This is a genomic window from Rufibacter soli (genome assembly GCF_054781795.1).
Map to the genome: position 1 here is coordinate 150360 of NZ_BAAGTS010000001.1, position 21262 is coordinate 171621.

Below are 21262 nucleotides of genomic sequence, written 5' to 3' on the forward strand. Positions count from 1 at the left end.
GGCCAAGGGTTATAAGGAAAAGAAGTTTGGGAGATTGTAGACAAGGGGCCGGGCCCGGAAAGCGGGTCTCCTACCGCGCTCTTGCGCTACTGGTTCTGCCTGTGATTCTGGAAGGTTTGGCTAGCCGGTGGCCTTTCTCTGGGGCATGTGGCGCTCTTTCTAACAGCAGGCATACAACAGGTGAACTTTGTAAAAAAGAATCTCTATTTTTAGTCAACAGCTCCGCTCACCCCAGTACCTGGTTCCAGGTGTCAGTTTTGCTTTGTTCCTTCAGCAGCTTCTGGGAGTTTCCCTTCTGGAAGATCTCTTTTTTCTTACCTAAACCCAGCGCCATGCTCAGACTTTCCCTTCTCTTGCTTTGCCTGTTTAGTCTGCCCTGCCTGGGGCAAATTAGGGTTCAGGACAACCAACAGGTATATAGGGTGGTCATTGAGTTTACTGAGGGCAAACCTGTTGAAGGGGTTCTGTATGCGGTGCAGGATTCTTTGATTAGCGTGATGCCCAAAAGCCTCCTAAAAGCGAATAAAGCGCCTATGCCAGGCGAATTGCTGGAGATACCCGTCAGTACCATGCAACTATTGAAGATCAGGAAAATGAACGCCAACAAGAAAGGGTTTTGGATAGGAGCCCTGTTGGGAACTGTGGCCGGAGCGGCATTAGGGAACCTCACCTACAAGCCCTGCCAGGATGCTAGTTGTTTTGACTTTGGCAGGGGCTATGACACCTTTGTGGTAGGTGTAACGGGTTTGTTTACCGGCAGCGGTATTGGGGCATGGATTGGTTCACGCAATAAAAAATTCCATATTATGGGCCGCCAGGAAAACTATGATGCCGTGAAAGTACAGTTGCAATTATTTACCTATTCCCCGCCCGCCCAGGCAGGCGCTATGCGGCGCCCGTAAGAACTGCCTTTTATGCGGCACTTTTCTTAGGCAGGCAGCAGTTTTTGTACTTCTCGCCGCTGCCGCAAGGACAGGGTTCATTGCGGCCCAGGCGTTTACCGTACGGGTTCAGCAATTCCCTGAAGTTCAACCTAAAGCGGCGCTTGGGGTTCTGCTGGAAGATCTGGGTGAGCATTTTGTATAGCCCGGGATGATTCTCAGCGAGCTGTTCCGGTTTTTCAAAAAAGTATTCGGTGGTTACGGCGAAGAACTCGGCCTCATTGGTGGCACCGTAGGGGTTAATGTCAGACTCGCCTTTTTTGATCTGTTTGATCTTGCGGTACATGAGTTCCTCCCAGGGTTTGACCAGTTCAGGGGGCAGGTAGGCCGTGGGCCGGCCATTGATCTCGCCGTCGGCCTGGTCCAGCAGGTGCGCAAACTCATGAATGCCTACGTTCTGGCGGTCGGCCATGTCATTGAAGCCCTTTTCCAGCGCTGGTTTAGAGAGGGTCACGTAATGGTCGTTCTGGAACGGGTTTACGCGGCCTAAGACCTCTGAGACAGCCTCAGAGTCTTGGTGCTTGTACCGCTCCAGGCTGCCGGGGAACACCAGCACCTCGCCCAGGTTGGGGTATTCCCAGTCCTTGAACCCGTAGATAGGAATAATGGCGCTGGCAGCCACCAATACCTTGGTTACCTCGTCTACTACTACCTCAATGCCTGTAATGCGCTTCTCAGAGAGAAACAGCTGGATCATCTTCTCAAAATGGTCTTTTTCCTCCTGGGTCTGCAGCGTGTGGTAAAAGCCCACCCGATCCATAAGGATCTTGCGCCACTCCGCCGGAAACGCCTGGGCCAGCACTTTTTTGCGCCGCCGGGTCTTACGGGTGGCCCACCGGTAAAAAAGCCCTACCACCACTACTGCAAAAATCACCAATGCTAAAATTCCCATAGGCCTACCTTAACGTGTGCCCGCCCGGAAAAGATATTCTGCTATATTGCAGAGCCGGCCGGTGTGGTCTCCCCCTGCTTTTAAGACCCGTCGGCGTACAGGCCCTGTGCTTTGGTTCTGGACACGTACCAGATACCCCTGCGGCCGCTCAAACTACTGAAAACCTTTTACTTACCTTCTATGTCCACCACCGCGCTAAGCCCCAACGACTACGTTCAAGCCCTGCCCGCCGACCGGCAGGAGGCCATGACTGCCCTTCGGCAAACCTTCCTGGACCATTTACCGGCCGGTTTCTCAGAAGAAATGAGCTATGGCATGATTGGCTACGTGGTGCCGCACAGCCTGTACCCGGCGGGCTATAAATGTAACACGGCCCTGCCCCTGCCTTTCCTGAGCATTGCCTCGCAGAAAAATTTTATAGCCGTGTACCACATGGGTTTATATGCCAACCCAGAACTCCTGGCGTGGTTCCTGGAAGAATACCCCAAACACACCACCGCCAAACTGGACATGGGTAAAAGCTGCATCAGGTTTAAAAAGCCCGCCCAGATTCCCTTTGAACTGCTGGGTCTGCTAGCCGAAAAAATGACTCCGGCCCAATGGATTGCGTGCTATGAAGCCACGTTCAAATCCTAACGGCAGCTTTCCTCTGCGTTTGGTATTCTTAACCACCTCTACCCTATGAGAAAGGTCATTCTATACATAGCCATGAGCCTGGACGGGTACATTGCCGGCCCAGAGGATAACCTGGATTTTCTGACCCAGGTAGAGCGCCCCAACGAAGACTATGGCTATGCCGCTTTCACCCACACCATAGACACCGTTATCTGGGGCCGCCGCACCTATGAGCAGGTCCTTTCTTTTATACCTGATTACCTGCACAAAGACAAGAAAGTGTATGTGCTCTCCAGAACCAGAACCGGCCAGCAGGGCCACGTGGAGTTTTACGGCGGTGACCTGAAACAACTGATTGCCTCTCTGAAACAACAGCCCGGCCAGGATATTTACTGTGACGGCGGCGCCGAAGTAGTCTCTGCCCTGCTGCAGGAAAAGCTCCTGGACACGCTGGTGATCTCCATCATTCCGCATTTGCTGGGCAGTGGCATCCGGCTCTTCAAAGACGGACGGCCAGAGCAGTCTATTACGCTTTCCAAAAGCCTTACCTTTCCCTCTGGCCTGGTGCAACTGTGGTATGACTGCCAACAAGAAACCAATAACTGATAACTAACAACGAAATACTACCATGGCCTCTATTCATCCTTACCTCAACTTCAACGGCAACACTGAAGAAGCCTTCACCTTTTACAAATCTGTCTTCGGGGGCGAGTTCCTAGGCGTGCAGCGCTTTAAAGACACCGACCAAGGCGCCAGCCTTCCGCCCCAGGACCAGGAGAAGATCATGCACATTGCCCTACCTATTGGTACTGATACCATTCTCATGGCCACCGATGTTTTGGAATCTATGGGCCAGTCCCTCACCGTGGGTGACAACATCTCCCTTTCCATTGACACCGACAGCGTGGAAGAAGCGACCCGCCTCTTTGACGGCCTCTCGGCTGGCGGCCACGTCACCATGCCTCTGCAGAAAGCGTTCTGGGGCGCCTACTTCGGTATGTTCACAGACCGCTTCGGTATCCGGTGGATGGTGAACCACGACCTGGAAAGACCCGAGTAGCACCTAGTGTTTGAGTTTTTCTGTTTTGAGCCCGTTTTTGAAGAAACGGGCTCAAAACAGAAAACTATTGGAAAGTTGAACACATAGCAGGTTTAGGCAGAAAGGAGATTATACCAGAGGACATACGGGCGCAAGCGTCTGCCCATATTGGCTGAACTGTAGCGTCGTTACACTGTAACAACGTGGCACCACGCAGCAGGATTGGCTCTGGTTTCTACTACCTTTTTTGCAACCACCTCCTGCAATGAGAAAAGCTTTTTGTTAAAGAGACCTTCTCATTGCATAGAGACACGGCGTTACAATGTAACGCCGCTACATTTTAGAACATGTGCCAGTTTGGGCCTGTTTTCCTAAAAATGGCCTTGGAATAGAAAGGCATTCACTAGCAGAAACACAAATGAATTCCTACCTGAACCGCTGATTTGGTTGTTGGTGAAAACACCAACAACGGTAGTAAAAGGCAGGCTATAGAGGCCATTCATTAGCGGGAAAAAGCCACAAAAACGAAACCAGTGGTCAACTAGCCAAGCGGGAATCTAGAGAACCTTACAGGTAAATTTCCACAAGAATATTTATATGCAAACGCATAGCTAAAAATAAATTTTCATTAAATATTGAAAGTTTGAAAACTTTTATATCTTTGAGCCATGGAGTTACCGGAAGCAAAGCAGCGATTCATTGAGGCCTGGGGAAAACTGGGGTCTGAGTGGGGCATTAACCGCACCATGGCGCAGGTACACGCCCTGCTTTTGATTTCGCCGGAGGCCCTTACCACCGAGCAGGTGATGGAGCAATTAAAGATCTCCAGGGGCAATGCCAACATGACCCTACGGGACCTGATCAACTGGGGTCTGATAGAAAAGCAGCACCGCAGCGGCGAACGCAAGGAGTATTTCTTTGCGGAGAAAGATGTCTGGACCATTGCCCGGCAGGTAGCCAAAGAACGCAAGCGCCGAGAACTGGAACCCGTGCTCAAACTCCTCAACCAACTGCAGGAAGTGCACGGAGATACTCAGCACCCTGAGTTCAACACCTTTAAAACTACCGTCACTGATATTAACAAGTTGGCCGGCAACGTGGACAAGACCCTGGAAACCATGTTGAAAGCAGAAGAGAACTGGTTCTTTGGCTCTATCTTCAAACTGTTCAAATAATTTTTTTATCTATATATTTCATTTTTTACTGAAAGTTCAATATTTAATATTCACTCTTAATCCCTACTTCTATGAATTACTTTATCCTTACTTACACTGTTTATCTGGCCGTTAGCATTGGCCTCACCCTCTGGGTAGCCCGGGTGTTGTTTAACAACGGCCGCATCTTTCTGGTAGACATCTTCCAGGGGAACACGCACTTAGCTGATTCTGTCAATAAATTGCTGGTGGTGGGTTTCTACCTCATTAACATTGGCTACATGAGCCTAGCCTTAAAAGAGGCGGGCACCATTGGCTCTGTGCAGGCGGTGGTAGAAGTGCTTAGCCAGAAACTGGGCTGGATTATCCTCATTCTGGGCGCCATGCACTTTCTTAACCTGATCATTTTCTTCAAGCTCCGGAACCGGGCTCTCAGCCAGTTGACACCTAAAGCCGCCTAGAACCATGGCCAAGGTTATTTTAGCGGGTGGCAGCGGCTTTATCGGGCAGCTGCTCGCCCGCCACTTTCTCGCCAAAGGCGATGAGGTGATTATACCCAGCAGAACCCCTGCCCCACCTTCCGGCCAGGCGCAACAGGTATATTGGGATGCCACCACCTTGGGCCCCTGGACCCAGCACCTGGAAAACGCCGATGTACTCATTAACCTCACGGGCAAGAGTGTGAACTGCCGTTACCATGAGAAGAACAAGCGCGTAATCCTTTCCTCCAGAGTCAAGGCCACGCAGGTGTTGGGGCAGGCGCTTGGGCGCTTAAAGCAGCCTCCCAAGGTCTGGCTGAACGCCGCCTCCGCTACCATTTACCGCCACGCCCAGGACCGTCCCCAAGATGAACTCACCGGGGAGATTGGCAAAGGCTTTTCGGTGGAGGTGTGCCAGGCCTGGGAAAGCGCGTTCTTTGCGCAACACACCCCGGGCACCCGAAAAGTGGCGTTGCGAATGGCCATTGTGCTGGACAAAGACGGCGGCGTGATGCCCTACTTCCTGAACCTGGCCAGGTTTGGGTTGGGCGGCCGCCAGGGCAATGGGCTCCAGTGCTTCAGCTGGATTCATGCCCAGGACTTAGTGGCGAGCATTGATTTCCTGATAGCCCAGCAAGGCCTGGAGGGCGTGTTCAACTTATCCGCACCACGACCGGTTCCTAACCACCACTTTATGCGTGCCGTACGGAAAGCCCTGAAAGTACCCTTCGGGTTACCCGCCACCAGGTGGATGCTGGAGATAGGCGCCCGGGTGCTAGGTACCGAGACGGAACTTCTCCTGAAAAGCCGCTGGGTCATGCCCACCCGCCTGCTGGAAGCCGGTTACCGCTTTAAAGTCAACACCATTGAAGAAGCGGTAAAGCTATGTGTAGGATAAGGCTGTTTTGAGGCTGTTTTTGAAAAAACGGGCTTAAAACGGGAAATTAAAAATAGCAGCATGTAACAGCAGAGCGTAGCAGTTCCAAGGGCATAAGATCTTATAGGAAACGTTGTTTTCTTGCACCACCGTCTTTTACTTCCATCTCATGAAAAAGACCTTTCTCACGGCTGAATGGCGAAAGCTTTGCATGGCCAATTATCAGGTAGACCCGCAGGTGTTGGCGCCTTACCTTCCTACCGGAACAGAGCTGGATTTCTGGGACGGCAGGTGCTACGTGAGTCTCATTGGGTTTATGTTTCTGAACACCCGCGTGAAAGGGCTGGCGATACCTTTCCATTCCAATTTTGAGGAGGTGAACCTACGGTTTTATGTGAAAGGCCTGGAGAATGGGGTCTACAAACGGGGCGTGGTATTCCTGAAGGAGATTGTTCCCAAGTTGGCCATTACCCTGGTGGCTAACACGCTTTACGGGGAGAACTATGAGACCCGGCCCATGCGCCATTCCTGGGTTACGGAAGAGCAAACCCAAACAGTAGAATATGCCTGGAAAGGGCAAACGTGGTATTCCTTAAAAGTGACCGCTGACCGGCAGGCCCAACCCATTGCCGTGAGCAGCGAAGAAGAATTCATTACCGAGCATTTCTGGGGCTACACCAAGATCAACCAGCAGACCACCTCTCAGTATGAAGTGGCCCATCCCCGCTGGGAGGTTTATCCGGTAAGGGAACAGGCCATACGCGTAGATTTCAAAGCCGTGTATGGGCCAGACTTCGCCTTCCTGAACCAGGCCGCGCCCCGCTCTGTGTTTCTGGCCGAGGGCTCTGAGATAAAAGTGATGGACGGCGGAAAGTTATAGGAACCGCTAGCGCTTGAAATACACTTTGAACGTGGTGCCTTTATCTACCTCAGAGTCTACCTCTATGCGGCCACCCGCGTTCTCCACAATGCGTTTTACAATATAAAGCCCAATTCCCGTACCCTCTACGTGGTCATGCAGGCGCTTGAACATGTAGAAAATCTTGTCTTTGTCAGATTCTTTGATGCCCAGGCCGTTGTCAGAGACAGACAGCACCACGTGTTCAGGCGTTACTTCCGTCTTGACTGTTATTTGGGGCGCCCGGTCTGGGGCATGGTACTTGAGGGCATTGCTGAAAAGGTTGTAGAAAATGCTGCGGGCGTTTTTTGCCGAGAACCGGATAATGGAATCAGGGGCAAAATCTACTTCTACCTGAGCTTTTTCATCGGTGATGGTTTTCTCAAAGTCCAGCATCACGCCTTCCACCATCTGGGGCAGATTCACCAAAGCAATCTCTTCCTGGTCTTCGCGCTGTATCCTGGCTACGTCTGTGAGGTCTGCCACAGAGCGCTTGAACCGGTCCACGGAAGACCGCATAAGGGAAAGCACCCGTTGTACCACGTCTTCCCGCAGGGTATTCTCTGGCAGATACTCCACCAGGGTGCCTAACAGGCCTTCAATATTAGAGATAGGGGCTTTTAGGTCATGGGAGGCAGAGTACACAAAATTGTCAAGGTCTGCGTTAACGGCCAGTAGCTCACGGTTCATGGCTTCTATTTCCTGGCGGGCCTCTACCTGTTCATTGATCTCAATGGCTACCGCCACCACCCCGGTAATAATGCCTCTGGCATTGCGCAGGGGGTGATAGACAAAACTGAAGTACGCAGTTTCCAGCGTTCCCTCGTTTTCCAGCACCACAGGCATCTCATTGTTCACGTAGGCCTCACCGGTGGTAAAGACGTTTTCCAGCAGGGGGAGAATGCTTTGGTTACTGATTTCAGGCAGCGCCTCCAGAATGGGTTTTCCTATCACGTCTTCATGCTTTTTGCGCCACAGCCGGCAGATACCCGGGTTGGCCAGGTCCACCACAAACTGGGGTCCGCGCAAAATACAGACGGCCACCGGGGCTTGTTCAAACAGTTCTACCAGGTCGGCCTGCTGCCGGATGGTTTCTTCGCGGGCGCGCACTCCGGCAATGGAGGTAGCAATCTGGCCGGCCACCAGCTCATGGAAATTCTGATACTGTTGGTCATAAGGCAAATCTGCACTGATCCCCGAAACCAGAAAGCCCAGCATCTGGTCCTGCCCTTGCCTGAAGAGCGGTAACACCACAAAGCGCCGAACGGGGACTGGCTCGCCCGCCTCCGGCTGAAGTTGGGCATAGCTGCTTAACTGTTCGGCCACCACGGCCTGCCGGGTGCGCAGGGCCTGGGCCAGGGGCCAATGGGCCAATTCATCTTCTTCCTGCAGTTGCACCACCTGGGCGGCCTCAGGGGTTTCAGTACCTGCGCTTCCACAGAGCTTTGCCTCGGTTTCCTGCCGGTTAAGCAGGTAAATCTGGCAGAAGGGAATGTCACTGGCATTCTGGGCCAGGATATCGCAGGCGGTGCGGCAAGCGTCATCCAAGGTAGTTAGGTGCGAGATACCGTCGGCTACGTCTTTCAGGTTTTTGAGGCGGCGCTGGCCCAATACCGTGCTGGTTACCTCAAAACACGCGCAGAAAACGCCCTCTACCTGGCCCTGGTCATTGAAGGCGGGGCTATAGGAGAAGGTCCAGTAGGTTTCTTCGGCGAAGCCCTTGCGCTCCAGAAACAGCTTGAGTTCTTCGGCATAGAAAGACTTGCCCCCCTGTAAGATCTCTTCCGCCACGTTGCCAATGTCTTTCCATATCTCGGCCCAGACCTTGCGGGCGGAGGTACCCAATGCTTGCGGGTGTTTGTCGCCTAAGGCGGGCAGATAGGCGTCATTGTGGAAGGCGTACAGTTCCTTTGACCACCAGATAAACATGGGGAAATCTGAATTGAGGAGAAGCCGGATGTTGGTCTTGAGACTTTGCGGCCAAAGGTCAGGCGGACCCAGCGGGTGTTCTTCCCAGGGATAGTTTCGCATCAAGGCTCCCATTTCACCGCCCCCCTGGAACAAATGTAGGCCATTATCTGTGGGGTTGGGCTGGGTAAAGGAAGGCATAGGAGGCTATTGGTAAGAATAAAGACTTATACGGTAAGTACGCAGGAACAGCCACTTCCCCTCAGGGGCAGAAAATGACGGATTGGGCCAGCCTCCCTTGGTCTGGGAAACTCAAGGCCCTAAAAGCCGTTTTGCGCCTGTTTTAAGAAAAACAGGCGCAAAACGCAGGACACCGCTTCTCCAGGCTTGGGTACTACTGGCTAAGATAGGTATCTTTTTTGGTTAGAATCTGATAATTGAGTTGGTGCCCCCTACTTTGCCGCCAAAATTGCGGATATTGTAGGTGAAAGTAAGCAGCCCATAGCGGCGCAGCACTACCGTCTGGTAATCTTCAATGAGGTTCTCCCTAATGGAGCGGTACGTGCTTATGTTCTGGTCCAGGAGGTCAAACACAGAAAACTTGAGCTGGGCCCGGTCATTTTTCATGAAAAGGTAGGTCACGGCCGCATTTAACCGGCCCACGTCTTTGCGGAGGCCTGGTGCCACGTTGGAGTTATAAGAGTAGTCAAAGGTAGCCTCCCACACCAGCTTCTTGGGCATGCGCAGCACCGCCCCCGTTCTGGAGCTTCTGGTGAAATAATTCAGATTCTGGAACAGGTTGTGCTCATACCGGCTGCTGCGGGTGCCAACGGAAAACGTCTCATTGAACTCAAACTTGTCATTGAGGTTGACCCGGGCTTCCAGCCGGGGATTTAGGTTCAGGGTTTGCCCATAGCCTCTTAAGTTATTGATCAGGATGAGGGTGCGCACGTAGGAAAAGCTCATGGACATGCCCACCGTAAACTGCTTCTTGCCGTCAAACTTGTAGTCTCTGTTCACGCTGGCGTTGCCGTACAGGTCCCAGTTGCCGTCTGTGTTTACCGGCTGGGTGGTTTGCACGCCTGTGGTCCGGTCTAAGGTTCTGGCGCGGGTCACGGCATCTTTGCTGACACTGCCAGACAGGTAGGCATAATACGTGATAGACCGCTTGCTGTCTGTCTGCCTGTAATTAAGGTTCACGCTGTTAGAGATGGTAGGCGATAGCTGGGGGTTGCCCCGCAGAATAAACAAGGGGTTGGATTGGTCCGTAACCGGTTGCAGATCGGCGGCTGAGGGCTCCCGCACGTTCACGTTATAACTTAGGTAAAACTGCTTCCAGTTGATGTTCAAAGACGGGAACACATAGAAATACTCCTGCGGCACAGGGGCTACTTTCTGGAACGTGTTGTCAATATCCAGCCTGGTAAACCGTAGCCCGGGTTGCAGGGTGAGGTCTTTCACTTTCCATTTAAGGCCGGTGGTCAGGTAATGGCGCATGCCCTCCCGTTTCACCTCGTCTGAGAGGCCCGGCACCAGCTGCGTGTATTCCTGGTTCTCAGAGATGGCGTTGTAGGTGTTTACCTCATTATTGTCCTGGAAATATTCTGCGTTGTACCTGAACACCGCGCTCAGGCTTTTGCTGAACGGCTCTGTATAGGCAAAGGAGGCATTCACAGACCGGCTGGCCACCGCATTGTCCCGCAACTGGTTTAGTTCACTGGTGGAGAACTGCGGCCGGAAAAACTCATTGAACACCTGGTAGTACTGCTCCTGGTCTCCGTCATTGAAGTTATAGGTGCCATAGAAATTGAATATGCGGCCTTTCTTGCGGCGGGAACTGCGGTCAAAAGAAAGGTTACCCGAGAAAGTCTTAGCGCCGTTGTCTATCTGCTGGCGGTTATCACTTCTGTTCAATACCTCATTGGTGTTTTGGAAGGTACGGGTGAGGGCCACCTGGTTAGAGAAGCTATTGGCCAGCGTGATGCTGGGCGTGAAGCTCACGTTGGTCACCGAGTCTATTTTCCAGTCTATTCTGCCGCCTATTTTGTGGTTGCGGCTTTCATTGGCATTATCTCTGGTGCGCCGGCTGTTAATGGTGTCCTTCTCCAGGTGCTGCGCCGAGTTCACGATCTGGTTTAGGTTTGCGTCAATGCCGCCAAAGAAGTACTGCAGGTTAAGTTTCACGCCGCCCTTTAGCAGGGTATTGAAGTTACCGCCCGCCCCCGACGATTGCTGAATGCCTTCCTCGGTGGCGCCAAAGGAGATTCCGTTCACGGCAATGCCGCCATCACTGCGCATCATGATCATGTTCATGCCGCTGCGGTTAAAGCCACCAATGCGGGAGATGTCTTCAAACCCAAAGCCGGGCCGGTTGAGGTTATTGGAGTACCCCAGCAAACTCACCTGGGTGGTGTCTCTGAAAATATTGAGAATCCCGCCGCCCTCATAGCGGCCGTCATTGCCCTTGCCGGCGTACAGTTTACCAAATGCCCCCTGCTTAATGCCCTTCTTCAGTTTAAGGTTGATCACTTGCGGAATCTCGTTCACCGACATGTCTGGGTCTTTGCGCAGGGCATCTGGGTCATTGACCACCTGTACCTTGTCAATCATGTCGGCGGGCAGGTTGCGGGAGGCCACCTTGGGGTCCGTCCCGAAGAACTCTTTGCCGTCTACCAAAATCTTGTTGACCGCCTTGCCGTTGACCCCTATGTTGCCAGACCCGTCTACAGACACGCCGGGCAGCTTTTTCAATAGGTCTTCCAGCAGGGCCGTAGGAAGGGTCTTAAAGGAATTGGCGTTGAACTCCAGCGTGTCTTTTCTCACCACAATGGGCGGTGCCTCAGATTCAATAATCACCTCGCCCAACATGTTATCGGCCTGGGTCATGTCTATTTGCCCCAGGTCCCGCACCGGGTCATTGGCCGTTAAGGAGAATTCTTTCCTGAACACTTTATAGCCGGTCATGGTCACTACTATTCTCAGCGGCTGGTCCAGCGCCAGGCTAGGTACCCTGAAGTGCCCTTTCTCATCGCTTACCCTAAAGGTGACCAGGGTGGTGTCCTGGGCGGTGTACACGGCAATGGTGGCGTAAGACAGCGCCTCTTTGTGGGTGGCATCCCAGAGCCGGCCTTTCACCTCGCCCTTGCGGCCTTGGGCCAACGAAGCAGTAGATCCTAAACCGAATAGCAGCAAGGCGAATACAAAGCAGAAATATCTCATAAAGGGAAAGGGGGCAGTGCTCTAGGCGCGGTACAATTCTGAGTAATAATAAAACATTTTACCCTTTACCCAAAGCCCCTTTCCTTTTCATGAAGACATTAAAGCCCTTTCTGGTTTACCAGCCAAGGTGCCTTCCGCTTTTTTAAGAAATATTTAACTTCTAGAGACTTACAGAAACCGGGGCCGCGCACACCTGTCCCCACGCCTGAACCAATCTGTAACAATCCCGTTATATAGCGGAATACCTATCCTTGTTTGGTGTAGGTACATTGCTAACCTCTATACCTCTTTCATTATGAAATTACACAACGTTTCTCTGGCCTTGCTGCTGGGACTGGCCTTGGCCTCCTGCAACCAGGCCCCTACCGGCGATAAAGCCACCATCGCCGACAAACAGGAAGCCGCCGATGCCTCCGGCCAGACCTTTGTAGTGGATACTACCGCCTCAGTGGTACAGTTCACGGGGAACGGAGTGGGCAAAAACCACCCGGGTACTTTCCAGTTGCTTTCAGGGGACGTGTCCGTGGCCAACAACCAGATAACCGGCGGCAAGTTTGTCATTGACATTAAATCCCTGAAGCTGAAGCAGCAGGAAGAGATGTTCCAGACCAAGCTAAAACCCCACCTTCTAAGCGGCGACTTCTTTGACGCCGAGAAGTTTGGTACCGCCCAGTTTGAGATCACCAAGATTGAGCCGTACAAAGCAGACGGCAAAGACACCTCATTGGTAGCCGGCGCCAACTTCAGCGTGAGCGGCAACCTTACCTTAAAGGGCGTGACCAAGAACATCACCTTCCCGGCCCGCATTGAGCTGAACGGAGACGAAATGGAGGCTGAGGCTAACTTTGACATTGACCGCCGCCAGTGGCAGATGAACTACGGCAATGACAAAACCTTAGGCGATAAATTCATCTCAGAAACGGTGAATATTGAACTAGACCTGGAAGCCAAGAAGAAATAAGCACCTGGAGTTCCTCCACCCAAAATAAAACAGCCCCGGCGCGATCTGCGTTTCGGGGCTGTTTTTGTAAAAACGGCTTTAAAACGGCCTCGGCGGCCACGCCTGTCTGTTTCGGCCTTATTTGATCAGGCCTTCCTGTTTCATTCTGGTCACGGTCATCTCCGCAAACTTTTCCGCTGTCCGGTGCAGGCTGGTGGGGTTATAGGACTGGGACTGGGCAGACCACAGCAATTTCTCAGTAGCTGCGTCATAGAGGTTGGTTTCAAGGTAATAGACCTTTGACTCACGGTAGTAGCCGGGGTCATACATCATGGGCGCCCAGTAGGTGTAATAGCCCCTAAAAGTGCCGTACCAGGCAAACCGGGTAATAGGCGTGTAGACCATGTTGCCGGGCACGTAGCGGGTTTCAGTTTCTGTGTCTATCAGGGCCACCGTTAAAATGGCATCCTGGCCTTCTCCCTTTATCTTGGAAAGCAGGTCATCAGCAGTGACCTGTCCTTCGCGCTTGAGCGTGGGCGGGTACAGGTCCATGCTTTTGGTCACCTTTACCCCATGTTGCTGTAGATACGTCTGCAAGTGCTCTTCCACGGTTTGCCTTACGCGGGCGTGGTCGGTGAGCACGGCCACCAGAATGCGGTCATAGGTGTTGGCGGAGGCTTGTGGGCTCTTCCAGGTACCCGTGATCTGGTTGGAAGGGGCACAGCCTGCCAGCCCAAACAGCAGCAGAAGCCACAGCCCCCAGCACCTGTTCAGGACATTGAAAAATACATATAACGTCTTCATATTCAATCGGTTTAAAACGCACCGTCTCTCTTTATAGAAAACGAGGTTCACCCAAAAATGGACGTTAATTTTATGGGAAGGAAGGGCCGAGGATGGATGGCCGGCAGCGCGTTCTTAGGTGCTGTTCCCTTTGGCCGGAAAACCTGTTTTGAGCCTGTTTTCATAAAAACAGCCTTGAAATGGAAACCTTAATCAAGGATTATGCTCATAAGGAAGCCCGCCCTATTGCGGAGTGATTACCCAGCCAGGTTCATCCTATTTCTTTTCCAGGGCCTCTTTGACGGCTTGCGCCACGGTAGGCCACACCGGAGAGGTGGGCGCTACCAGATCAAAGTGGCCTGCCTGGGGCAACAAAGCTACTTTCACGTGGTTGCCTTTACCCGAAGACTTCGCGGCGAAATCACTGGCCTGACTTACGGGTACTATGGGATCCAGGCTCCCCTGCACCAACCTGACCGTGGCACGACGGGCCAACTTAGAGGAGGGCGTGCCCTGTTGATACCGCTGGGGAACGCCCCCCGGTGACCCGCCCATCAGTTTCTCTACGGCGGCGTTGCAGCTGCCTTTGGCTGCGCTATAGGAAACCAGGTCTGGAATACCGGCCAGCGACACTACTCCCGTCACTTTTAACGGGTTGCGGGTGTACAATTCACTGTTGCGCGGCAGGTCTTTTCGGCCGGCGGCCCACAGGGCTAAATGCCCTCCCGCCGAGTGCCCCATCACCACAACTTTTTTGCTATTAAGCGGGTATTGCCGGGCCAGCTGTTTCACAAAATCTACGCCCTGGGCTACATCCAGAAACGTGCCTGGCCACCCGCCGCCCGGGTCGCCTACCCTCCTGAACTCAAGGTTCCAGGTGGCGTAGCCGGCTTTGGTAAGGGCCGCGCTCAGGTGGCTCATGTACTGGTAGTTGTATTGGGCCAGCCAGCACCCGCCATGAATGACCACCACCACCGGAAACGGGCCTTTGCCGACCGGCATCCTTAACTCGCCAAACTGCAACGAATCTTTGCCATAGGCTATTTTTTGACCTGAGGCTGGGGTGGGTAACTGCGTGAGGTCTTGCCAGGTAACCAACTTTGGGGCCGGGGTTTGGGTGTACCCAACCACACTGGTAAGCAGCGTGACAGAGAGCAGCAGCGCGAAGAATTTATAGTTCATGGCCAAAGGTACTACCCAGCGTTAAAGCTTTACCTGTTTTTGGCCTTTGTTTATTTCTTTCAGGAACGTGATCAGGCCTTTCATATACGTGGATTGGTCATCATAGAAGGCCATGTGGCTGCCATTGGGGCAATGCAGGTAGCTGCCGTTCTGTACCTGGGTAGCCATCCAGCGCATGTGCGCGGGGTCCATGGTGTCATGCTGCGCGCCAATAGACAAGGTGGGCACCGTTATGTTTTTCAAGACTGCCTTGCGGTCCCATTTGGCCAGTTTACCGGAGATCCCAAACTCGCTGGGGCCTTGCATGGTCACGTAGAAAGACTGGTTCATTTTGCCGAAGGAGCGGTTCACCGGCTCGGGCCAGTCGGATAACGGAAGACGCAGCACGTGCTTGGCGTAGAAGTGCGGCATGAGCAGCTCCATGTATTTGGGGTTCTGGTAATCTTTTCGGGCTTCAATGTCTCTTACCTGCGCCAGCACCTGGGGGTCCATTTGCTTGGAGAGCACGTCTTGGGCATACTGGCCGTAGTCAATGGCGCTGGCCATCATGTTGGAGATAATGAGGCCTTTGAGGTTCTGCTGGTATTTAAGCGCATACTCCATGGCCAGGATACCGCCCCAGGAATGGCCCAACAGGTAGAAATTGTCTGGGCCCAGATTCAGCGCCTGCCGCACCTGCTCTACTTCCTCTACGTACCGGGGCAAGGCCCAGAAAGTGGTATCCTGCGGATTGTCTGAGTTGCCGCAACCCAGTTGGTCATAGTAAATGAACTCAATGCCTTCTGCTGGCAGGAAATTCTCCATGCACTCAAAATACTCATGGGTGGCCCCGGGTCCGCCATTCAGCAGGAGCAGTTTGATTTTAGGATTGTTGCCTATGCGCTTGGTCCAGACTTTGAACGTGCCTTTGGCGGTTTTAATAGGCACCATCTGCACACCGCCGTCCTGCACCCCTTTCTCAGGGAAAGCAAAGTAAGCGGAGGTTGGGGTTTCCTGGATCTCCTCGGTTTTAATTGGCTTCGAGCAGGATACCAGCGCTAGTAAGATCCAAACACTGGCAATTTTAAGGAATGACTTCATGGGGCGCGTTAGGTGGTTGGTGAATGGTCCTGGCCAAGTTTCTCTCAGCGTTTTAAGGGAGATGCGTCTCCTATTTCCCTTCTAAAGCTACACTTCTGTTTTCATCTGGGCAATACGGCTGCTTGAGGGTCAGCGCCGCGCCAACCACCCGTACAGGCAGCCTGGATAGGGAAAATCGTTTCCAAGCCATTTTTCAGAAATGAGGCCCAAACCAGACTTTTGCTCCTGTCTGCGGCCTGTTGTTTAATGCTTTCCTTGATATATATAAAACATTGAATAATTATATCTTCCCAAGCAAAATACCGACATATTGGTATTCTTTTCCAGCAGATTTAGGCTTTTCTTTACCTAAAATTATCACAGGCAAGTCTCTTGTCATCACAGCAGCCATTTCCCCCTTGCAAAATTATTAAGGCATTGATTTGAACTAAGTTGACCGGATTCTAATTAAGAGAAAATAAAAACCATCATCAAAAACTATCTATTCTAACACGCTCAAATCTGGTCCTTTAGACTGCAGGTTTGGGGAATTTAAATCAAATATAAAATTCAATATTTTCACAAAGAAAATGAGAGCCCGGCAACTTCGTTACCGGGCTCTTTTCATTGCAACCATAATTTGGTTTCTCTTTACACAACTACCCCTCCTAACACCCACACGTTCCCAAAACCAAAACGGCCCCGAAACTTTCGTTTCGGGGCCGTTTTTCTTAAAACAGGGCTAAACCAGCGGCTTAGCTCATCAACTTCTTGTAGCGGATACGCTTCGGCTCCACGTCGCCCAGGCGTTTCTTTTTGGCTTCTTCGTAGTCAGAGAAGTTACCCTCAAACCAGACTACCTGTGAGTCACCTTCAAAGGCCAGGATGTGAGTGGCAATTCTATCCAGGAACCAGCGGTCGTGGCTGATGACCACGGCGCAGCCAGAGAAGTTTTCCAAGGCGTCTTCCAGGGCCCGGATGGCGTTCACGTCCAGGTCGTTGGTAGGCTCATCCAGCAGCAGTAAGTTGGCGCCTTGCTTGAGGGTCATGGCCAGGTGCACGCGGTTGCGCTCTCCCCCAGACAGTACCCCAACTTTCTTCTCCTGGTCACCGCCCGTGAAGTTGAACTTGCTCACGTAGGCGCGGGCGTTTACCTGGCGGCCGGCCAAGAGCATAGTCTCGGTTCCGCCAGAGATGGTCTCAAACACAGACTTGTTGGGGTCCAGGCTTTCGTGTTGCTGGTCTACATAGGCAATCTCCACGGTAGGACCCACGGTGATGTTGCCGGCATCTGGCGTTTCGCGGCCCGTGATTAACCTAAACAAGGTGGATTTACCGGCGCCGTTCGGCCCGATGATCCCCACAATACCGGCCGGGGGAAGGTTGAAGGTGAGGTCTTCAAAGAGGAGCTTGTCACCGTAGGCTTTCTTCAGGTTTTCGGCCTCAATTACCACGTTACCCAAGCGTGGGCCGTCTGGGATGAAGAGCTCCAGTTTCTGTTCTTTCTCCTTGGCGTCCTCAGAGGCCATTTTCTCATAGTTGCCTAAACGGGCCTTAGATTTGGCCTGGCGGGCCTTGGGGCTCATGCGGGCCCACTCCAATTCACGTTGCAGGGTTTTCTGGCGCTTGCTTTCGGTTTTCTCTTCTTTGGCTAAGCGCTCAGCCTTCTGCTCCAGCCAACTGGTGTAATTGCCTTTCCAGGGAATACCCTCGCCGCGGTCCAGTTCCAGAATCCAGCCGGCAACCTTGTCCAGGAAGTAGCGGTCGTGGGTAACGGCAATCACGGTGCCTTTGTACTGTTGCAGGTGTTGCTCCAGCCACAGCACAGACTCAGCGTCTAAGTGGTTGGTAGGTTCATCTAAGAGCAGCACGTCTGGCTCTTGCAAGAGCAGGCGGCATAGGGCCACGCGACGTTTCTCCCCTCCAGAGAGGTTGCCAATCACGGCTTCAGAGGGCGGGGTGCGCAGGGCATCCATGGCGCGCTCCAGTTTGCTGTCCAGGTCCCAGGCGCCCAGGTGGTCCAGGCGTTCCTGCACCTCGCCCTGGCGGGCCATGAGCTTGTCAAAGTCGGCGTTCTCATCGGCGAAGGCCTCGTTGATCTGGTCGTACTCCTTTAAAAGCGCCACTGTTTCGGCCACGCCTTCCTGCACAATCTCCATCACGGTTTTGGAGGGGTCCAGCTGCGGCTCCTGCTCCAGGTAGCCCACGCTATAGCCCGGCGAGAAGGCCACCTCGCCCTGGAACTGCTTGTCTACCCCTGCAATCACCTTCAGGAGGGATGATTTACCGGAGCCGTTAAGACCCAGCACGCCAATTTTGGCCCCGTAGAAAAAAGAAAGGTAAATGTTTTTGAGAACCTGCTTTTGCGGAGGGTAAATCTTACTTACCCCCGCCATGGAGAAGATAATGGTTTCGCTGCTCATAAGGAACGTTTGGTATAAGTTCAGGTCAAGTGCCTGGCCCCAAAGCGTTTTACGCCTGTTTTGCCCAAAACGGCCCTAAAACAAAGGCATAACTTTGTGGGCTGGAAATCAGTATGCAATCAGACGCCAAAACGCAGTATTTCTGTGCCAGAAGGTGCAAATATCGTAAATTTTGGCAGGGGCGGGTTATGAAAATTGCCGGCAATTCATAAACTTGTAAAAAAATAGACGTTCATATTTTCAGTTAATAATCCATTTGATGGAAACCAAAGATTTGTCTGAGGAGGCCCATAAGTACGGCTACATTGAGGGTAACCAGGTGTGGTTGAAGCCTTTTATGCACTTTCCTGCCCGCCAGGTTGGTGACGTGAAAGAGGTCCCCGAGGAATCATTGCAGTACTTTGCCCTTCGGTTTGAGAACTTCAGGCAGAAGGTGAATGCCCTGTTGGAGAAGATTGAAACGTCTGAGAACAAGGGTTCTTTTCTGATGAAGGTGCTTCACCTGAAAGAACAGATTGAGAAATATGACGCCATCGGTGACTTTGAGGCTCTTCACCACCGCCTTGCCGCCGCTGAGACCGAGATCAAAGAAGCCATTTCCAAAAACCGCGACAAGAACCTCTCCACCAAAGTTACCCTTATCCAGCAAGCCGAGGCCCTGCAAGACAGCATTGACTGGCAGGAAACCACTGACAAGCTGAAGGAACTGCGCCAGAACTGGATCAAGACCGGCCCGGTAGACAAAACCCTTACTGAGGAGTTGGAAGAGCGTTTCAAGGCCGCCGTAGAAGTGTTCTTCACGCGCAAGAAAGAGTTCTTCCAGGACAAGAAGGACATGCTTTCCCGCACCATAGACAAATACAAAGCGCTCATTGCCCAGTCTGAGGCCGTGAAAAACTCTGAGGAGTGGGAAGAGACCAGCAAGAAACTCAAAGACCTCCAGAACCAGTGGAAGGAAATTGGTGGCACCCTGCCCCGCAAGGTGTCTAATGACCTCTGGAACAGCTTCAGGGCGGCCAACAACCACTTCTTTGAGCGCCTTAAAAAACATATCAACAGCCAGAAAACAGAGTCTAAAGACAAGTACCTGGAAGATAACCTGGCCAAGAAGAAATCATTGGTGGCCCAGGCCGAAGCCCTCTTAGAGGAGCCTGTGCAGCAGGCTGTGCCTAAGGCCAAAGAACTGCAGGCCGCCTGGAAAAAGGTAGGCCCGGTAAAGCAGGAAGAGTCTGACATTGTCTGGGAAAGCTTTTTAGTGGCCTGCGACAAGATATTTGAACTCAGCAGTTTGGAGCATTTCATGCGCAAGCGGCCCTTGCCAGACGGCAAGAACTCTGACCAGGACCAGGTGCAGGCCCGCATTAGTGCCCTGCGTGATTTCATCAAGTATGACAAGCAGGAACTGGAAGTGCTGGAAACCAATCTGGGCCGCCTGAACCCCAACCCGGGCAATGAAACGTTCAGGGCCATGCTGGAAGGAAAAATCAAGAATTTCAACCGCAAGATCAGGACCAAGACAGAGCTCATAGACCTGCTCCGTAAAAAGACTGAAGTACAAAGCAACAAAACAGCCTAAGTTCTCCGTAAGCCGTTAGAAACTTAACCATAGTTCTAACGGCTTACTTATGAAAAAATACTATTTACTTTCCCTCCTCCTTTTTCCCCTGCTGGCACAGTCCCAAAATATTAAAGGTCCGTACGTGGGGCTCACGACCCAGCTCCAGAATACCTGGATCATTAATGATGAGCAGTACGAGAACGTGAACTACCGCCACAACTTCACCACCAAATGGGCCCCCATTGGCGCCACGCTGGGCTACAAGTTCAATGAAAATCACAATCTGCAGATAGAGGCCATCCGGTCTTACCAAGGCGAGACCTTTGACCTGCATGATGTCAACGATGAGAAAACCGGCGAGAAAGAGGTAGACCTGGTGTACTGGAACATTCCGCTGCTCTTCAAATACACCACTACCGGTACCCTGCGCTTTAACTTCATGGTAGGGCCACAGGTAAGCATTCTGCAAAAGGGCCGCGAGGAAAACCGCTTCACCCGCACCGCCAACTACTTAAGAGACAAAGAGCCTATCACCATTCCACAGGGCACCTACCTCATGGCCAGCACTGAAGAAAGTGACCGCGGCAACAACGCGCAGGTGGGTGGCTTCAACAAACATGACCTGGGCATTGCCCTGGGCGCGGGCGTAGAGTACAGCTTCACAGAAAATCTGTATTTGAGCGCCAACGTGCGCTACAGCTACAACTTTGTAGACATCAGAGACAAGGAATACATACGGCCCGCCACAGACCCAGACTACTATGTCTTGCGCCAGAACATGGTGGTGGGCGTGCAGCTGGGCATCAATTATCTCTTTAACACCGGCGATGGCGAATCTAGCGCCCGGCACCAGTAAAAATACCCCTGGAACCTAAACATTTTACCTAGCTGCCCGTTCTGTTTTAACGTTACGGCTGCCTATTGAGAAGAAACCTTTGATTTGTCAATCAATTTTCTATTTTTGCAGCCCGTTGAAACACGTGCAACCTATTTGTATAGCTATACTACTTTAAAGAAATTACTATGTATTGGACACTAGAACTTGCCTCTTACCTGGAAGATGCCCCTTGGCCCGCCACCAAAGACGAACTGATTGACTATTCTATCCGCTCTGGCGCTCCCATGGAAGTGGTAGAAAACCTACAGGCCCTGGAAGATGACGGTCAGCCGTATGAGAGCATTGAAGAAGTTTGGCCGGACTATCCTACCAAAGAAGACTTCATGTTCAACGAGGACGAATATTAATATAATTAGGAATTAAAAAATCAGGAATATACTCTCCGGTGATTCCTGAT

19 protein-coding genes are annotated in these 21262 nt (G+C 52.2%); 12 read left to right on the forward strand and 7 right to left on the reverse strand.

Features of this window, described 5'->3' with window-relative positions:
• The first annotated feature begins 332 nt into the window (after positions 1–332).
• Positions 333–902 carry a hypothetical protein gene (locus ACYVJQ_RS00620; RefSeq protein WP_460891128.1) on the forward strand — a complete coding sequence of 190 codons (570 nt, stop codon included), beginning with the start codon at positions 333–335 and terminating at the stop codon, positions 900–902.
• A gap of 10 nt (positions 903–912) precedes the next feature.
• On the opposite strand, the gene ACYVJQ_RS00625 is transcribed toward ACYVJQ_RS00620, so the two are convergent.
• Positions 913–1833, reverse strand: coding sequence for a zinc-dependent peptidase (locus ACYVJQ_RS00625; RefSeq protein ID WP_460891129.1), 921 nt, complete (start codon positions 1831–1833; stop codon positions 913–915).
• 180 nt (positions 1834–2013) lie between these two features.
• Between ACYVJQ_RS00625 and ACYVJQ_RS00630 the strand changes: the two genes are divergently transcribed.
• From ACYVJQ_RS00630 to ACYVJQ_RS00660, 7 genes are all read left to right on the forward strand, one after another.
• Positions 2014–2469, forward strand: coding sequence for a DUF1801 domain-containing protein (locus ACYVJQ_RS00630; RefSeq protein ID WP_460891130.1), 456 nt, complete (start codon positions 2014–2016; stop codon positions 2467–2469).
• A gap of 45 nt (positions 2470–2514) precedes the next feature.
• Positions 2515–3054, forward strand: a complete 540-nt coding sequence (locus ACYVJQ_RS00635; protein ID WP_460891131.1) for a dihydrofolate reductase family protein — start codon at positions 2515–2517, stop codon at positions 3052–3054.
• A 22-nt stretch (positions 3055–3076) separates the two neighbouring features.
• Positions 3077–3508, forward strand: a complete 432-nt coding sequence (locus ACYVJQ_RS00640; RefSeq protein ID WP_460891132.1) for a VOC family protein — start codon at positions 3077–3079, stop codon at positions 3506–3508.
• Between the two features lie 647 nt (positions 3509–4155).
• Positions 4156–4662: a GbsR/MarR family transcriptional regulator gene (locus tag ACYVJQ_RS00645; protein WP_460891133.1), complete on the forward strand. Its 507-nt coding sequence runs from the start codon at positions 4156–4158 to the stop codon at positions 4660–4662.
• Between the two features lie 71 nt (positions 4663–4733).
• Positions 4734–5102 carry a hypothetical protein gene (locus ACYVJQ_RS00650; protein ID WP_460891134.1) on the forward strand — a complete coding sequence of 123 codons (369 nt, stop codon included), beginning with the start codon at positions 4734–4736 and terminating at the stop codon, positions 5100–5102.
• Positions 5103–5106: 4 nt separating this feature from the next.
• Positions 5107–6018 (forward strand): TIGR01777 family oxidoreductase, encoded by a 912-nt coding sequence (locus ACYVJQ_RS00655; protein WP_460891135.1) that lies wholly within the window; start codon positions 5107–5109, stop codon positions 6016–6018.
• 148 nt (positions 6019–6166) lie between these two features.
• Positions 6167–6877 carry a YqjF family protein gene (locus ACYVJQ_RS00660; protein WP_460891136.1) on the forward strand — a complete coding sequence of 237 codons (711 nt, stop codon included), beginning with the start codon at positions 6167–6169 and terminating at the stop codon, positions 6875–6877.
• A gap of 6 nt (positions 6878–6883) precedes the next feature.
• Here ACYVJQ_RS00660 and ACYVJQ_RS00665 read toward each other — a convergent pair whose 3' ends face one another.
• Both ACYVJQ_RS00665 and ACYVJQ_RS00670 read right to left on the reverse strand, forming a co-directional pair.
• A complete protein-coding gene (locus ACYVJQ_RS00665) occupies positions 6884–9004 on the reverse strand; it encodes a sensor histidine kinase (protein WP_460891137.1) in 2121 nt (706 codons plus the stop codon).
• A 222-nt stretch (positions 9005–9226) separates the two neighbouring features.
• Entirely contained in the window at positions 9227–12022 is a 2796-nt protein-coding gene (locus ACYVJQ_RS00670) for an outer membrane beta-barrel protein (RefSeq protein WP_460891138.1), read from the reverse strand.
• Positions 12023–12317: 295 nt separating this feature from the next.
• Between ACYVJQ_RS00670 and ACYVJQ_RS00675 the strand changes: the two genes are divergently transcribed.
• Positions 12318–12983, forward strand: a complete 666-nt coding sequence (locus ACYVJQ_RS00675) for a YceI family protein (RefSeq protein ID WP_460891139.1) — start codon at positions 12318–12320, stop codon at positions 12981–12983.
• A 117-nt stretch (positions 12984–13100) separates the two neighbouring features.
• Here the strand turns inward: ACYVJQ_RS00675 and ACYVJQ_RS00680 are convergent, their stop codons facing one another.
• The 4 genes from ACYVJQ_RS00680 to ettA form a co-directional block, all read right to left on the reverse strand.
• The gene (locus ACYVJQ_RS00680) at positions 13101–13766 is read right to left on the reverse strand and encodes a hypothetical protein (RefSeq protein ID WP_460891140.1); all 666 of its coding nucleotides are present in this window, start codon (positions 13764–13766) and stop codon (positions 13101–13103) included.
• Positions 13767–14021: 255 nt separating this feature from the next.
• A complete protein-coding gene (locus ACYVJQ_RS00685; RefSeq protein ID WP_460891141.1) occupies positions 14022–14927 on the reverse strand; it encodes an alpha/beta fold hydrolase in 906 nt (301 codons plus the stop codon).
• Between the two features lie 21 nt (positions 14928–14948).
• Positions 14949–16007, reverse strand: a complete 1059-nt coding sequence (locus ACYVJQ_RS00690; protein WP_460891142.1) for a proline iminopeptidase-family hydrolase — start codon at positions 16005–16007, stop codon at positions 14949–14951.
• Between the two features lie 734 nt (positions 16008–16741).
• Complete coding sequence (ettA, locus tag ACYVJQ_RS00695) at positions 16742–18409, reverse strand: energy-dependent translational throttle protein EttA (protein ID WP_460891143.1); 1668 nt, start codon at positions 18407–18409, stop codon at positions 16742–16744.
• A 259-nt stretch (positions 18410–18668) separates the two neighbouring features.
• On the opposite strand from ettA, the gene ACYVJQ_RS00700 reads away from it, so the two are divergent.
• The 3 genes from ACYVJQ_RS00700 to ACYVJQ_RS00710 all read left to right on the forward strand — a co-directional run bounded on the left by ACYVJQ_RS00700 (position 18669) and on the right by ACYVJQ_RS00710 (position 21212).
• Positions 18669–19985 carry a DUF349 domain-containing protein gene (locus ACYVJQ_RS00700; protein WP_460891144.1) on the forward strand — a complete coding sequence of 439 codons (1317 nt, stop codon included), beginning with the start codon at positions 18669–18671 and terminating at the stop codon, positions 19983–19985.
• 49 nt (positions 19986–20034) lie between these two features.
• Positions 20035–20823, forward strand: a complete 789-nt coding sequence (locus ACYVJQ_RS00705) for an outer membrane beta-barrel protein (protein WP_460891145.1) — start codon at positions 20035–20037, stop codon at positions 20821–20823.
• Between the two features lie 167 nt (positions 20824–20990).
• Entirely contained in the window at positions 20991–21212 is a 222-nt protein-coding gene (locus ACYVJQ_RS00710; RefSeq protein ID WP_022821757.1) for a DUF2795 domain-containing protein, read from the forward strand.
• Positions 21213–21262: the final 50 nt, after the last annotated feature.